This window comes from Sphaerisporangium krabiense (assembly GCF_014200435.1).
GTDB classification, from domain to species: Bacteria; Actinomycetota; Actinomycetes; order Streptosporangiales; family Streptosporangiaceae; genus Sphaerisporangium; species Sphaerisporangium krabiense.
In genome coordinates this window covers 531,081-545,689 of sequence record NZ_JACHBR010000002.1, presented here as the reverse complement: position 1 = coordinate 545,689, position 14,609 = coordinate 531,081, and the positions used below count along the sequence as shown (strand labels likewise).

Below are 14,609 nucleotides of genomic sequence, written 5' to 3'. Positions count from 1 at the left end.
GCCGGAGGCGCCGCTCAGCGTTCCAGGGCCGCCAGGAAGTCGCCGGCCCACCGGTCGACGTCGTAGGTCGCCACGCGGCGCCGCATGGAGCGCATCCGGCGCGACAGCTCGTGCGGCGTGGCCCGCATCGCGGCCACCATCTGCCGTTTGAGCCCGTCCACGTCCCACGGGTTGACCAGATAGGCGTGTTTGAGCTCGTCGGCGGCGCCGGCGAACTCGCTGAGCACCAGCGCGCCCCGCAGGTCGTGGCGGCAGGCGACGTACTCCTTGGCCACGAGGTTCATGCCGTCGCGCAGCGGGGTGACGACCATGACGTCGGCGGCGCAGTACAGCGCGGCCAGCTCGTCGCGGTCGTAGGACTGGTGGAAGTAGTTGATCGGGGGGACGCCGAGCACGCCGTACTGGCCGTTGAGGCGGCCGACGCGCAGCTCGATGTCGTCGCGCAGGTTGCGGTACTCCTCGACGCGCTCGCGGCTCGGGGTCGCGATCTGCACGAAGACCGCCTCGCCCGGGGAGACGGTCTTGTCGGCGAGCAGCTCGCCGAACGCCTTCAGGCGCTGGCCGATGCCCTTGGTGTAGTCGAGCCGGTCGACGCCGAGCAGGACGTGCTCGGGTTCGCCCAGCTCGGCGCGGATCTCCTTGGCGCGGGCCATGATGTGCGGCTCGCGCACCAGGGTGTCCAGCTCGCTGAAGTCGACGGAGATGGGGAACGCCTCGGCGCGCACGGTCCGCTCGCCGTAGGAGATCTCCTGGCGCTGGTTCTGCAGGCCGAGCTGGCGGCGGCACAGGCGGATGAAGTTGGACGCCCCGCCGGGGCGCTGGAAACCGACGAGGTCGGCGCCGAGCAGGCCCTCCAGGATCTCGCGCCGCCACGGGAGCTGCCAGAACAGCTCGGCCGGCGGGAAAGGGATGTGCAGGAAGAAGCCGATGCGCACGTCGGGGCGCAGGGCCCGCAGCATCGCGGGCACGAGCTGGAGCTGGTAGTCCTGCACCCACACCACGGCGTTCTCGGCGGCGGTGTCGGCCGCGGCGCGGGCGAACCGCTCGTTGACCGCGCGGTAGGCGTCCCACAGGACGCGGGAGTAGACCGGCGTGGCGACCACGTCATGGTAGAGCGGCCACAGGGTGGCGTTGGAGAAGCCCTCGTAGTAGAGCTCGACCTCGCCCGCCGACAGAGGGATGGGGATCAGGTTCATGCCGTCGTGCTCGAAGGGCTTGAGCTCCTCGTCGGGCGCTCCGTGCCAGCCCAGCCAGGCGCCGTCGCGGCGCTGCATCACGGGGGCTATCGCGGTGACCAGCCCGCCGGGGCTGCGCCGCCACGAGGCGGTCCCGTCTGGGGTGATCGTCCGGTCCACGGGCAACCGGTTCGCGACGATCAGGAATGAGCTGCGCACATGTCCTCCCTCGTGATCGGTTTATGACTACCTTACGAAACCGGTCGCAGCCCTCCGTACACGGCCTCGGGCGCAGGAGTATGCACGTACCCGACATAAGTGGCATTTATCGGGTTATGGGCCCATAAACCGCAACGCGGTGCGCGACCGTTAAGGGGTGCCGTCCGCGACGCGCGAGGTGGGGTGGGGCGAGGGGAAGAACCGCGGGGGACGCGGGGAACGCGCGGGGCCAGGTCAGGCGGGAGGCAGGGCCCGCTGGCGGCGCAGATCGGTCCTGACGGCCTCGGAGAGCCGCTTGGTGGCCATCCGGTTGAGCGCGCCTCCGGCGACGGCGCCGGTCAGGAACGGGCCCAGGGTGGTCAGATGGCGGCCGAGGGTGCGAAGGAGGCGGTTGCGCAGCGACGCCTTGGCCGCGGTGCCGAGGGCGAGCGTGACCGTCGCGGGGGACATCGGGTCGACGCCGCGTTGCCTGGTCCACGCCACGGTGAAGGCGATCGCGCGCTGGGGGCCCGCACCGGGGACCTGCACGCCGTACACCTCGTGCAGCTCGGCGATCAGCTTGACCTCGATCGCGGCGACCACGAGGGTCTCGGCGACGAGCTGGGCGGGGGCGGAGAGCAGCAGCGGCGGGGCGGCGAACTGGGCGGCCGCGAGGGCGCCGCCGACCGCTCCGACGGCGGTGGTGGCCTTGACGGCCGTGCGCACCAGGTCGTCGGCGAGGGCCTCGCCGGTGAGACCGTAGTGGTGTTCCTGGAGTGTCGCGAGGTCACGGATGGGAAGACGCGGCACTATGGACGCGAAGAGGTCGGCCAGCCATCGGCCGCGCCCCGCGCCCGTCACCCGCGCCCGCCGTGCCGCCGCGACCAGCGACATGCTGAGACGGCCGAGCAGCCGCCGCCGCTCGGCCCCGTCCATGTCGTCGGCGCCGGAAAGCTTCCCGACCAGCTCGGCGACCTCGGTATCGGCCTCGCCGTACCGGGTCAGCCCGCTGCCCGGGGTGTCCCCGGCGCCCTCGACGTCCGGGATGTCGGTGTGACGCGGACCCGCCACGTCGTCCGGCTCATCCTGGTCCCGGCCGGGCCGGTCCTGCGATGATCGATCCGCTCCAGAGGTCACGGACCCTCCCTGAGTGTCAGGCGGCGCATTCTCGGCAGATCTGCTGCCCACCCTTGTCGGAGGCAAGCTGGCTGCGGTGATGCACGAGGAAGCATCGCGAGCAGGTGAACTCGTCCGCCTGGCGCGGGATCACCCGCAGCGAGAGCTCCTCGTTCGACAGGTCGGCGCCGGGCAGCTCCAGCGACTCGGCGAGATCGGTCTCGTCGATGTCGATGCTGCCGGACGACTTGTCGGTCCGCCGCGCCTGTAGCTCCTGAAGGCTGTCCTCACTCAGGTCATCGTCGGTCTTGCGTGGGCTGTCGTAATCGGTGGCCATTTGCGTATTCATCCCCCTCATCTATTGAGTGCGCGTCACGCGTCGCGCGTCTGTAACGTCTGGGCGGTCCGTCTTGTGCCCGTATCTCTCGGGGAATTTTGCAATCGGTACCCCGTCGGCACGGTCGGCGAACCTCCCCACACGTGAGTGCCTTGCCGCCTTCGCCATCGAGTTAGCCAAATATGGCGAAAACCTAAGCATTGGCGACAGGACCCATCGTGTTCGACGGCACATCCAACCACATGTCTGGCGCGAACGAGACGACCCCCGCCGTATCAGGCCGCCGGAAGTCGCACCGTCACCACCAGCCCCCCGCCTTCCCTGGGCACCGCCGAGACGATGCCCTGGTGGGCGCGGACCACCGCACGGACGATGGACAGCCCGAGCCCCGCGCCGCGCGCCGATTCCACGCGGTCGGAGTTGAGCCGCCGGAACGGCTCGAACAGGTCGTCCACCTCGTACGCCGGCACATGCTGCCCGGTGTTGGCCACCTGAACAACCGGAGCCCCGTCCACCATTCCCGTGCGGAGCCACAGTTGTCCCGATGAGGGGATGTTGTACTTGACGGCGTTCTCGACGAGGTTGGCGACCAGGCGCTCCACCAGTACCGGATCGCCCATCGTAAGGGCGGGACGCAGGTCGGTGTGCACGGTGACGCCCGCCTCCTCGGCCATGGCCGCGTGCTGTTCGGTCACCGTGCGCCCGACCTCCAGGAGATCGACCGGTTTGCGCACGGCCAGCTCGCGTTCGCTACGGGCGAGCAGCAGCAACCCCTCGATGAGGTGCTCGTTCCTGGCGTTGGTGCCGAGCAGCGTGCGGCCGAGCACCTTGAGGTCCTCCGAGGCGTGCGGGTCGCCGAGCGCGACCTCCAGCACGGTCCTGTTGATCGCCAGCGGCGTGCGCAGTTCGTGGGAGGCGTTGTCCACGAACCTGCGCTGGGCGTCGAACGCGCGGCCGAGCCGGGTGAGCATGGCGTCGAAGGTGTCGGCGAGCTCCTTGATCTCGTCGTTCGGGCCCTCCAGGTCGATGCGCTCGTGGGCGAGGGAGGTCTCCGAGAGCTTGCGTGCCGTGGAGGTCATCTTCTGGATCGGCCGCAGCGCCCGGTCGGCCACGAAGTACCCGAGGATCAGGGCCAGGATGCCGACCCCCGCCAAGGCCAGCAGCGACCGGATCAGGATCTGGTGCTGCGCGGCGGCGATGGTCTGACTGCGCATCGCGGCCCAGCTGTTCTGGATGCTGGCGACCCAGCCCGCCGGCGCGTCCTCCGAGAGGGGGACGGGGAACTCGGGCCAGGAGTCGTAGATGGCGCGCGCGACGAAGGAGTAGATGACGAAGAGCAGCAGGGCCCCGGCCACGAAGAACAGGCCGCCGTAGGTGAGGGTCAGCCGTACCCGGATGCTCATGCGCCCGGGCAGCATGCGCGCCCGGGTGATCCAGTCCTGGGCGACCGGCCGCGGGGCGAACGGAGGCGGGCCGTCCCAGGCGGGGGCCCCGCTCGGCGGCGGCGGAGGGGACTTGGGGCGGTGCGCGGCGCGGGCGCTCGGAAGGGTCGGCTGCTCGCTGCGGAACCCCGGGGGCCGCGGCGCGGGCGCGCCGTCCGGCACGTCATCCGGGCCGGTCGCGGAGGGGCCAAGCGGCGGCGAGACCGGGGCGTGCGCGGCGCTGTAGCCCTGCCCCTGCGCTGAGGCGGCGTCGCCGGGCGCCGCGCCCCCCGGGGGGGCGATCAGCGGCTGGGGCGACGAGAAGGTCGGGCGTCCGGGGCCGGTGACCCGGTTCCGCTCGCGTTCCTCGGTCACAGCTTGTATCCCACTCCCGGCACGGTCTCGATCACCGCCGGCTCGCCCAGCTTCTTGCGCAAGGTCATCATCGTGACCCTGACCACGTTGGTGAACGGGTCGATGTTCTCGTCCCACGCCTTGTCCAGCAGGTCCTCCTGGCTGACGACGGCGCCCTCGGCGCGCATCAGCTCCTCCAGGACCGCGAACTCCTTCTTGGTGAGCGCGATCTCGTGGCCGTCGCGGGTGACGAGCCGCTTGCCCGGGTCCAGGCGCACCCCGGCCCGCTCCAGGACCGGCGGCAGCGCGGGGGCCGAGCGCCGGCCGAGCGCCCGCACGCGCGCCACGAGCTCCATGAACGCGAAGGGCTTGGCGAGGTAGTCGTCCGCGCCGAGCTCCAGGCCCTCCACCTTGTCGTCGACCTCACCGGAGGCGGTGAGCATGAGGATGCGGGTCGCGGTGCGTTCGGCCACGAGCCTGCGGCAGACCTCGTCCCCGTGGACCTTCGGCAGGTCGCGGTCCAGCACGACCACGTCGTAGTCGATGTACGACGTGCGCTCCAGGGCCCCGGCGCCGTCGTAGGCGACGTCCACGGCCATCGCCTCGCGCCGCAGCCCGGTCGCGATCGCGTCCGCGAGCACCCGCTCGTCCTCCACCACAAGCACGCGCACGGCTCCTGGCACCTCCTGATAGTCCCGCCCGCGGCCGGCCCCTGCCGGCCGGTCACGGCGTCCGTCCCGCGCCGCGCGTCACGCGGCGGTACGGGCCGGAACCCGCAAGGTTCATTGTCGCCACATCAGGCTTAAGCGCATGGTAAGCACGCGCCGACCGTGCGCCGACCATGCCAACGGCGGTGACGTAAAGCACATGACGGACATCCGACATTCCTGGTTTAAGCACAACAGCGCAGTGGGTAGATCCCAAGACCCAACGGGAAGGCCGGGGAAGATCGGTTGTCTCCCATGCCTCCGGAAGGGCCGACCACTCTTTCGCCCCCCTCGTAGAAAGAAGGTGAGATGGGCGAGTTCAGCTCCACGATCGAACACCGGCTCGACCAGGCCTACAAGGGTCTTCAGGAGGCGCGCACGAGTGGCGACGACTTCCTCGCCGACACTCTCACCGCCGAGATAGAAGATCTGAGGCGGATCGCCGTGGACAACGGCGTCTCGATCGAACCCTGACTTCTCTCCGACCAGACCAGCCGAGGGCCCGCCCATGTCATGGGCGGGCCCTCGTCGCGTCCATGGACCGAAAGCCCCGCTCTACGTGTCGCGCTCGGGGTCCAGGGGCGCGAGCAGGTCGTGGAGCTCCTCGAAGAGCCCGGGCGCGGCGCACAGGGTGAGGCCCGGGTTGCAGGGACGGCCGTCGAGCCCGCCGATCCTGGCGCCGGCCTCGGCGGCGATCAGGCCGCCCGCCGCGTAGTCCCAGTACTCGGGGCCGCGCTCGTAGTAGCCGTCCACGCGTCCCGACGCCACCGCGCACAGGTCGGCGGCGCAGGACCCGCCCCTGCGGATGTCGCGCACCCGCGGGAGCACGTGGGCCAGCACCTCGGCCTGGACGGCGCGCCGCTCGGGGCGGTAGCCGAAGCCGGTGGCGATCAGCGCCCGGGAGAGCGGGACGCCGGTGTTGCAGCGCAGCCGCTCGGCGGGCAGGCCCTCGCGCAGCAGCTCGGCCCCGCCGCCCTTCTCGGCCGCGTACAGCTCGCCGCGCGGCACGACGTTGACCACGCCCGCGACGATCTCGCCGTCCACCTCGACCGCGATGCTGACGCACCAGTCCGGCAGGCCGTACATGAAGTTGACCGTGCCGTCGATGGGGTCGACGACCCAGCGCACCCGGCCCTCCCCCGCGCTCTCGCCGCCCTCCTCGCCGAGGACGGCGTCGCCGGGCCTGGCCGCCCGGATCCGCGCCCTGATCAGATCCTCGGAGGCGCGGTCCAGGGCGGTGACCACGTCGGTCGCGCTGGACTTGGTGCTCACCGCCTCGGGACGCGCCGGCCGCTTGGCGAGCAGCATCTCCCCCGCCTCGCGGGCGATGCCGGCCGCCAGGTCGAGGAAGCCGGTCATCCGAGCGACTCCGGACGCTTCCACTCCTCGCCGAGCACGTGCTGGGCGAGGAAGGCGAGGACCGTCTCGTACCAGGCGACGATGTTGCCGGGCTTGAGGATCCAGTGGTTCTCGTCGGGGAAGTACAGGAACTTCGACTCCACCGACGACCTGCGCAGGTCCCACCACAGCCGCAGGGCCTCGCCGATCGGGACGCGGTAGTCCTTGTCGCCGTGGATCACCAGCATCGGGCTCGTGATCTCGGACAGGGAGTTGTGCGGCGAGAGCCTGTGGTACCGCTCGGACCCGGGCTCGCCGAACTCGCGCTGCCAGTACATCGACCAGTCGGTGGTGCCCGCGAACTGGTCGAGGTTCCACAGGGACGCGTGCGTGACGACCGCCTTGAACCTGCCGGTGTGCCCGGCGACCCAGTTGGCCATGTAGCCGCCGAACGAGCCGCCCATGACGGCGGTGCGGCCCGCGTCGACGTCCGGGCGCGCGACGCAGGCGTCGGTGATCGCCATCAGGTCGGCGTGGGTGCGCGGCCCCCAGTCGCCCCAGCCCCGCTGGATCATCTCCTGGCCGTAGCCGGTGGACATGCAGGGGTCGGGCATCAGCACCGCGTACCCGTGCTCGGCCATGATCCACGGGTTCCAGCGCCACATCCAGTCGCTCCAGCTGGCGATCGGCCCGCCGTGGATCCACAGCAGCAGGGGCGCGGGGTCGTGCTCCGACGCGCCCGCCGGGAGGGCGAGCCAGCCCCGGATCTCGGCGCCGTCGTCGGCGACGGCGGTCACCTCGGTGAGGGTGCCGGGGATCTCCAGGGCGGGGGCGGGCGAGGCCAGCTCGGCGACCTCTCCCCCGTCCAGGGTGACCCGCACCGGGGCCGGGGGGCGGCCGAGCGAGCTGCGCAGGGCGTACAGGTAGCGGCCGTCGGGTGAGGCGGACAGTTCCTGGTAGGAGTCGTCGCCGGCCGTCAGCCGCTCCGCCTCGCCCTGCAGGCGCACCCGGAAGATCGGGCGGCGGCCGTGGTGGTCGCCCGCCGCGAACACCGCGGAGGAGTCGGCGGCCCAGGCGAGTCCGGCGGGGATCAGGTCGTCGGCGCGCGCGACCACCTCGCCGGTGGCGAGGACCGCGATCAGCAGCGAGAACTCGGGGGCGCGCTCCTCGGTGCCGTGGCTCTCGCGGACGAACGCCACGTGCCGGCCGTCGGGCGAGACCGCGACCGGGCCGGTGAAGTCGGTGTCGTCGCCGGCGACCAGCACGCGCCGCTCGCCGGTCGACGTGGAGACGGCGACCAGCTCCGAGCGGGACCGGCCGGCCGGCAGGGCGACGCGCCAGGTGGTGACGACCTCGCCGCCGTCGGGCGTCACCGCGAAGGACGCCTCCAGCAGCGCGCCGCCGGGGTCGGGGGTGAGGTCGCGCGGCTCGGCGAGGCCGGGCAGGCGGGCGGCGAACAGGCGCGTGCGGCCCGGGCCGAGGTCCTGGTCCCAGAAGCGGACCGGGTACCCCTCGTGGAGGATCGCGCTGACGCCGCCCTCCTTGCGGGTCCTGCGCCGGTCGCCCTCCGTGGCGGCGTCGCCGTCCAGCACGTCGGCGCCGAACACCACGGTGCCGCCGCCGGACCGCACGCCCGTGACGCCTCCGGGACGCCCGGCGACCTTCCTCGCCTCGCCACCCGCGGCGGGCAGCAGCCACAGCGCGGCGGCCCCGTCCTCGGGCTCGTCCTCGGCCGTGGGGTCGGGGCGCCGCGAGACGAACAGCACGTCGCCGTCGGCGGTGAACTCCGCGCCGGTCTCGCCCTTGGCCGAACGGGTGAGCCGGTACGCCTCGCCGCCCGGCTCGACGGGCACCGCCCAGATCGAGGTCCCGTACGACCTGCCGTCGGGGGCGAGCGCCTGGACGACGGAGACCAGGCGGGATCCGTCAGGAGAGAGCCGCAGCGACAACACGCGCGGCACACCGACATATTCGCGAATGTCCTTAAAGAGGCTCACTTTTCCGAACCTACCCTCATGGCCTGCCGGTCCCATAGCACCCGCACCCCGGGACATGCGGTTGGATGGTCCCATGGGACGTTACGACGCGCTGCTTGTCGTCTCCTTCGGCGGTCCGGAGAAGCCCGAGGACGTCATGCCGTTCCTGGAGAACGTCGTCAGGGGCCGCGGGGTGCCGCGCGAGCGGCTGCTGGAGGTCGAGGCGCACTACCAGGGCTTCGGCGGCGTCAGCCCCATCAACGGGCAGTGCCGCGACCTGATCGAGGCCCTGCGGCCGCACGTCGACCTGCCGATCTACTGGGGCAACCGCAACTGGCACCCCTTCCTGGCCGACACCATGCGCGAGATGGCCGCCGACGGCGTGCGGCGCGCGGCGGCGTTCATCACCGCGGCCTACAGCTCCTACTCCAGTTGCCGCCAGTACCTGGACGACATCGCGCGGGCCCGCGCCGAGGTGCCGGGCGCGCCGGAGGTGGTCCGGCTGCGCCACTACTTCGACCACCCCGGCTTCGTCGCCGCCATGACCGACCACACGCGCGAGGCCCTGGACCGGCTCCCCCCGGAGCTGCGCGCGGACGCCCGCCTGGTGTTCACCGCGCACAGCATCCCGGTCTCGATGGCCGCGTCCTCGGGGCCGTCCGGAGGGGCGTACGAGGCCCAGCTCCGCGCCACCGCGTCGCTGGTCGCGGGCGACCGGCCGTGGGACCTGGTGTGGCAGAGCCGCAGCGGGCCGCCGCAGGTGCCGTGGCTGGAGCCCGACGTCTGCGACCACCTGGAGGCGCTCGCCGCCGCCGGCGCCCCGGCGGTGGTGCTGGTGCCGATCGGCTTCGTCTCCGACCACATGGAGGTCGTGTACGACCTGGACACCGAGGCCGCGGCCAAGGCGCGCGAGCTGGGGCTGCCCATGACGCGGGCGGCGACGGCGGGCACCCACCCGCGGTTCGTGTCCATGGTGGCCGAACTGCTGGCGGAGCCGGAGCCCGCGGCCTGCGGGGCGTCGTGCTGCCCCGCGCCGCGGCGTCCCGGCCGTCCCGAGCCCGCCGGTTCCACGCAGGCGGCTCAGGCCGCGCAGTCCGCTCAGGCCGTTCAGGAGTAGGCGCGGGCGTAGCCGTCGGCGATGCCCAGCACCTTGTCGACGTAGGCCCACGAGTGGTTGTAGCGGTACACCGCCGAGCGCAGCTTGGCGCCGCCCTGGGCCGCGCCGTTGGCGCACAGGTAGCGCGCGGCGGACGGCACCGCGTCGTAGGGGCTCCAGATGTCCGGCGTGCCGTCCCCGTCGCCGTCCACGCCGTACGCCTTCCACGTCGCGGGCATGAACTGCATGGGCCCGAGCGCGCCCGCCGACGACGGGCCGTTGTTACGCCCGTGACCGCTCTCGACCTGGCCGATCGCGGCGAGGACCGTCCATGACAGGCCGGGGCAGACCCGGACGGCGGCGAGCTTGTAGAGCTCCAGGTAGCTGCTCGGCCGCCCGACCCGGTAGGAGCCACCGGCGGCCACCAGCGGCGGGGACGGCGCGGCGGAGGCGGGCAGGCGCGCCCCCGCGCGGCCGACCGGCACCACCTGGGCCCCCGCGCCCAGCAGCTTCCTGACCCGCGGGACGACGGCGGACTCCTTGCCCGCCGCGGTGTGCACCAGCACCGCGACGCCGGGGAGCAGGCCGAGCGCCCGGCCGGTCTCCTTGCCGACGAGGCCGTCCACGCCGGGCAGGCCGAGCGGCGCCGCGGCGGCGACCCGGAGCCGCGACCCGCCGCCGGTCTCGTACTCGCCGCCGAGCTTCAGCAGATAGGACGCGGCGATCTTGGAGTCGGCCACGAACTCGCCGCGCGCGAGGGCGTTCCAGACCTCGGGTTCCTTGGCGACGGACTTGGGGGCCCAGCCACGGAACTCCGCCGGGTCCACGGCGAGCAGGTTCAGCGTGGCGGTGGAGAAGCGGATGGCCCCGGCGTCGGCCACGGCCACCTTCCTGACGTCGCGCAGCGCGGAGATCCCGTCCAGGGCCGCGGGCGTGAGGGCGCGGCGCACGATGGCGATCAGGTGGGGCGGGGTGAGCCGCACGGCCGAGCCGGTGAGGGACGAGGGCACGACGCGGGCCGGGGACGAGGGACCGGCGGGCAGCGCGGGGAAGGGCGAGACCGGGGCGGTGAGGTCGCGGACGTCGCCGAACGCGGTACGCGCGGCCCCGGTCCGCTCCGCGGCCCCGTCATGGGCGGCGTCCCGGCTGATCAGCAGTGCTGCGGCGGCCGTCACACCGAGGACGATCAGCAGCGCGAGCCCGGCCACGGCGGCGCCCACCGGCATCGGCCGAGAAGGTTGCGACACTCGACCCACGTTAACCGTGGGAATCCGGATTCGTGTAGGTTGCCCGAAATTCACTTGCCGCCTCGGCGTCCCGTACGCGAGGGTTTGGCGGGTTCGTATCGACGTGCGCCGGGGGCGCGCGAAAGGGGCGGGGTCGTGGTCGGGCCGTATCGTGGGCTGTTCAGCATGCCCGGGGCCAAGGGGTTCGTCATCGCCGGGTTCGTCGGGCGGATGCCGATGTCGATGCTCGGCATCGGCATCGTGCTGCTCATCTCGGCGCTCACCGGCTCCTACGCGACCGCCGGGGCGATCTCGGCGACCGTCTCCGTCGCCTACGCGATCGCGGCGCCGCTCTCGGGCCGCCTGGTGGACAGGTTCGGCCAGGCCAGAGTACTCATCCCGTTCGTCCTGACGCACGGCGCCGCGCTGGCGTCGATGATGCTCTTCGCCGAGTACGACGCCCCGCAGTGGACGCTGTTCGCCTCGGGCGTCGTCGTCGGCGGCACCGCGACGTCGCTCGGCTCGATGGTCCGGGCCCGCTGGTCCCACCTGCTCGGCCGCTCGGCGATGCTGCACACGGCGTTCTCGTTCGAGTCCGTGGCCGATGAGATGATCTTCGTGGCCGGGCCCGCGCTCGTCACCGGCCTCGCCACCATGGTCAACCCGTACGCGGGGCTCATCCTCACGCTGGTCTGCACGGTCGCGGGGACCGTCGCCTTCTCCCTGCAGCGCGGCACCGAGCCGCCGGTGCGTCCGGTCACCGAGCACGGCGGCAGCCCGATCATGATCCCGGGGGTGGCGCTGCTGTCCTGCGTGTTCCTCGCGATGGGCGCGGTGTTCGGCTCGATCGACCTGATCACCGTGGCCTTCGCCGAGGAGCACGGCGCGAAGGCGGCCTCCGGCCTGCTGCTCGCGTCGTTCGCGGGCGGCAGCATGATCTCGGGCCTGTGGTTCGGCTCACGCGCCTGGAAGATCTCGCTGGGCCGGCGGTTCACGCGCGGCCTGATCATCTTCGCCGTCGGGATGGCCCCCATCCTGCTGGTCTCCGGCCTCTGGAGCATGGCGCTGGTCGCGTTCGTCTCCGGGTTCGCGATCTCGCCGATCATCATCACGGGCTACGCGCTGGTCGAGCGCCTGGTCCCCGGCCACCTGCTGACCGAGGGCATGTCCTGGATCTCCACCGCGGTCGGGCTCGGCGTCGCCATCGGCGCCTGGGCCGGCGGGCGGATGACCGACGCGTTCGGGCCGTCCAACGCCTACGTCTTCTCGTACGGGTGCGCGCTGCTGGCCCTGGCGGTCGGCGTCGGGGGCGGCACGCTGCTGCGCACCCCCGAGACCGGACCCTCGGAGGCCCCCAGCACGTGCTGACACCGGATCATGATGAGCCCGGCTCATGTATCTGGTCTGTCAGCGCGTTCGTGGTTATCGTGCTCCAGCATGAAAGCGGTCTTCCGAAACTGGGCCGGCAACCAGGCCGTCGAACCTGCCGAGGTACGCGTGCCCTCCTCCGCGCGGGAGGTGGCCGACGCCGTACGGGACGCCGCCGCGCGCGGGACACGGGTGCGCATGACCGGCACGGGTCACTCCTTCACCGGGGTCGCGCTCACCGACGGCATCCTCCTGCGCCCCCACGCCCTCACCGGCGTGCTGTCCGCCGGTGAGGGCCGGGTCCGGGTCGCCGCCGGCACCCCGCTGCGCGTCCTCAACGAGGAACTCGACCGGCGCGGGCTCGCCCTGGCCAACATGGGCGACATCACCGAGCAGACCGTCGCCGGCGCCATCCAGACCGGCACCCACGGCACCGGCAGGGACGTCGGCGGCCTCGCCGACCAGGTGACCGAACTGGAGATGGTGCTGGCCGACGGGTCGATCACCACCGTCTCCGAGGGCGACCTGTTCGACGCGGCACGGGTCGGCCTCGGCGCGCTCGGCGTCCTCACGGCCGTCACCTTCCGGGTGGAGCCGTCGTTCCTGCTGCGCAGCGTCCGCACGCCCATGGCGTTCAGCCGCATCCTGGCGTCCCTGGACGAGGTCGTCGCCGCGGACGAGCACCTGGACTTCTTCTGGCTGCCGCACACCGACACCTGCCTGGTGAAGCGCAACAACCGCTCCCCCGGCCCCGCCGCGCCGCCCGGGACGCTGCGGCGCTGGCTGGACGAGGTGTTCCTGGAGAACACCCTGTTCGGCGCGCTGTGCGCCGTCGGCGCCCGCTTCCCCGCCGCCGTGCCCCGGCTCAACGGCGTATCGGCGGGCGCGCTCGGCGCCTCCGAGCACACCGACACGGCCTACAAGGTGTTCACCAGCGTGCGCGACGTGCGCTTCCTGGAGATGGAGTACGCCGTGCCGCGGGCCTGTCTCGGGCAGGCGTTGCGCGAACTGCGCGACCTGATCGAGCTGAGCGACTGGCGGATCACCTTCCCCGTCGAGGTGCGGGTCACCCCGCCCAGCGACGCCTGGCTGTCCACCGCCTACGGCAGGGAGTCGGCCTACATCGCCTGCCACGTCTACCGGCCCACGCCGAACCCCGCCTACTTCGAGGCCGTCGAGCAGATCATGGTGCGCCTGGACGGGCGCCCGCACTGGGGCAAGCTCCACACGCGCGACGCCGCGTACCTGTCGGGCGTGTACCCGCGGTTCGGCGACTTCGTGGCCCTGCGCGACTCGCTCGACCCGGACCGTCTCTTCTCCAACGACTACCTGGACCAGGTGCTCGGCTGAGGTGCCTTCCTCGTCCCGCCTCGTGACGTCGCGCCCCGTCAGCCTTCGGAGGGGGCGCCTTCTCCGGTGACCTCCCGTGGCGCCTCACCGGTCGTGCCGCCCTGGTCGCCCGGAGCGCCGTCCGTACCGTTCCCGTCGCCGGTGTCCGCGCCGCGCGGCGGCTCCTCACCGGTGCCGTCCGCGGGCGGCGCCGACGGCGCGGAGGAGGCCGGGGGTCGCTCCGACGGGGCCGCGGGCGCGGTCGTGGCGGGGGCGGAGCCGCCGGGCTCCGCGGTCCTGGCCGGCGCCTCGCGGTCCGGGGCCGTGCGGGCGTCCCGCTCTTTCGTCCCGGAGGGGACCACGGCGGGGTGCGTGGGCTCGGAGACCCGTCCGCCGAAGCTGGTCCCCGAGCCGCCCCTGCCCTGGACGGTCGCGCTCATCGGCTTGCCGCTGACCAGCTCGAACGCCAGGATGCCGCCCATGCTCAGCGCGAAGGTCGCCACCGCCGCCACGGCCGCCGTCGCCCAGAGCGGCACGCGCGGGCCCTCCGCGCGCAAGGGGGGCGCCTGGTCCGCGCCGACCGGGGGCGCGGCGTCGTCGAGCGGCAGGTCGGCGGGACCGTGGTCGCGCACGGTGGCGTGGACGGCCGTGGCGAGGCCCTCCTCGCCGGGCCTGGCGAGCGAGGCGTCCTCGTGGGCGTGGTCCTCCGCCGCCGCCCGCGCGCCGGTGATCAGGCTGTGGGCCTCCTTGAGGCGGTCCCTGGTGCGGTGCAGGTAGTGGGTGTAGATCGCGTTGCCGGCCGTGGTGGCCGCGCTGGCCAGGGCCGCCCCCGCCACCGTCCCCGCCACTCCGAGGGACGACGCCGCCACGGCCGCCGTCGCCGCCGCCAGAGCGCTGCCCACGACCTGCGGGGCGCTGAGATCGAGCCGGTTCTTGTCAGCCATCCGTCTCCTCGCCGCGCATGGATC

The 14,609-nt window shown here is 72.8% G+C and carries 13 protein-coding genes; 4 read left to right on the top strand and 9 right to left on the bottom strand.

Annotated features, from left to right (window positions below; all coding sequences use genetic code 11):
• Window positions 1-14: 14 nt before the first annotated feature.
• From BJ981_RS30425 to BJ981_RS30405, 5 genes are all read right to left on the bottom strand, one after another.
• Window positions 15-1,394 carry an alpha,alpha-trehalose-phosphate synthase (UDP-forming) gene (locus BJ981_RS30425; protein ID WP_184616851.1) on the bottom strand — a complete coding sequence of 460 codons (1,380 nt, stop codon included), beginning with the start codon at window positions 1,392-1,394 and terminating at the stop codon, window positions 15-17.
• A gap of 234 nt (window positions 1,395-1,628) precedes the next feature.
• Window positions 1,629-2,444: a hypothetical protein gene (locus BJ981_RS30420; protein WP_372436911.1), complete on the bottom strand. Its 816-nt coding sequence runs from the start codon at window positions 2,442-2,444 to the stop codon at window positions 1,629-1,631.
• Between the two features lie 82 nt (window positions 2,445-2,526).
• The gene (locus tag BJ981_RS30415; RefSeq protein WP_114029376.1) at window positions 2,527-2,826 is read right to left on the bottom strand and encodes a DUF4193 domain-containing protein; all 300 of its coding nucleotides are present in this window, start codon (window positions 2,824-2,826) and stop codon (window positions 2,527-2,529) included.
• Window positions 2,827-3,101: 275 nt separating this feature from the next.
• Window positions 3,102-4,622 carry a sensor histidine kinase gene (locus BJ981_RS30410; RefSeq protein WP_239139277.1) on the bottom strand — a complete coding sequence of 507 codons (1,521 nt, stop codon included), beginning with the start codon at window positions 4,620-4,622 and terminating at the stop codon, window positions 3,102-3,104.
• Window positions 4,619-5,272 (bottom strand): response regulator transcription factor, encoded by a 654-nt coding sequence (locus BJ981_RS30405; RefSeq protein WP_184616849.1) that lies wholly within the window; start codon window positions 5,270-5,272, stop codon window positions 4,619-4,621. Before BJ981_RS30405 ends, BJ981_RS30410 begins: the two co-directional genes overlap by 4 nt.
• 345 nt (window positions 5,273-5,617) lie before the next feature.
• On the opposite strand from BJ981_RS30405, the gene BJ981_RS30400 reads away from it, so the two are divergent.
• On the top strand, window positions 5,618-5,782 hold the full coding sequence (locus tag BJ981_RS30400; protein ID WP_184616848.1) for a hypothetical protein: 165 nt from the start codon (window positions 5,618-5,620) through the stop codon (window positions 5,780-5,782).
• An 81-nt stretch (window positions 5,783-5,863) separates the two neighbouring features.
• On the opposite strand, the gene BJ981_RS30395 is transcribed toward BJ981_RS30400, so the two are convergent.
• Window positions 5,864-6,667: an inositol monophosphatase family protein gene (locus BJ981_RS30395; protein ID WP_184616847.1), complete on the bottom strand. Its 804-nt coding sequence runs from the start codon at window positions 6,665-6,667 to the stop codon at window positions 5,864-5,866.
• On the bottom strand, window positions 6,664-8,679 hold the full coding sequence (locus BJ981_RS30390) for a S9 family peptidase (RefSeq protein WP_184616846.1): 2,016 nt from the start codon (window positions 8,677-8,679) through the stop codon (window positions 6,664-6,666). The genes BJ981_RS30395 and BJ981_RS30390 overlap by 4 nt, the downstream gene beginning before the upstream one ends.
• Before the next feature lie 37 nt (window positions 8,680-8,716).
• On the opposite strand from BJ981_RS30390, the gene BJ981_RS30385 reads away from it, so the two are divergent.
• Window positions 8,717-9,739, top strand: coding sequence for a ferrochelatase (locus BJ981_RS30385; protein WP_184616845.1), 1,023 nt, complete (start codon window positions 8,717-8,719; stop codon window positions 9,737-9,739).
• On the opposite strand, the gene BJ981_RS30380 is transcribed toward BJ981_RS30385, so the two are convergent.
• Window positions 9,730-10,965 (bottom strand): lytic transglycosylase domain-containing protein, encoded by a 1,236-nt coding sequence (locus BJ981_RS30380; RefSeq protein ID WP_239139278.1) that lies wholly within the window; start codon window positions 10,963-10,965, stop codon window positions 9,730-9,732. The two genes, BJ981_RS30385 and BJ981_RS30380, sit on opposite strands and share 10 nt — an antisense overlap.
• 165 nt (window positions 10,966-11,130) lie before the next feature.
• Here BJ981_RS30380 and BJ981_RS30375 point away from each other — a divergent pair, with 165 nt between their 5' ends.
• A complete protein-coding gene (locus tag BJ981_RS30375; protein ID WP_221315414.1) occupies window positions 11,131-12,312 on the top strand; it encodes an MFS transporter in 1,182 nt (393 codons plus the stop codon).
• Window positions 12,313-12,381: 69 nt separating this feature from the next.
• Window positions 12,382-13,662, top strand: coding sequence for a D-arabinono-1,4-lactone oxidase (locus BJ981_RS30370; protein ID WP_184616843.1), 1,281 nt, complete (start codon window positions 12,382-12,384; stop codon window positions 13,660-13,662).
• A 38-nt stretch (window positions 13,663-13,700) separates the two neighbouring features.
• Here BJ981_RS30370 and BJ981_RS30365 read toward each other — a convergent pair whose 3' ends face one another.
• The gene (locus tag BJ981_RS30365; protein ID WP_184616842.1) at window positions 13,701-14,585 is read right to left on the bottom strand and encodes a hypothetical protein; all 885 of its coding nucleotides are present in this window, start codon (window positions 14,583-14,585) and stop codon (window positions 13,701-13,703) included.
• Between the last annotated feature and the right edge of the window lie 24 nt (window positions 14,586-14,609).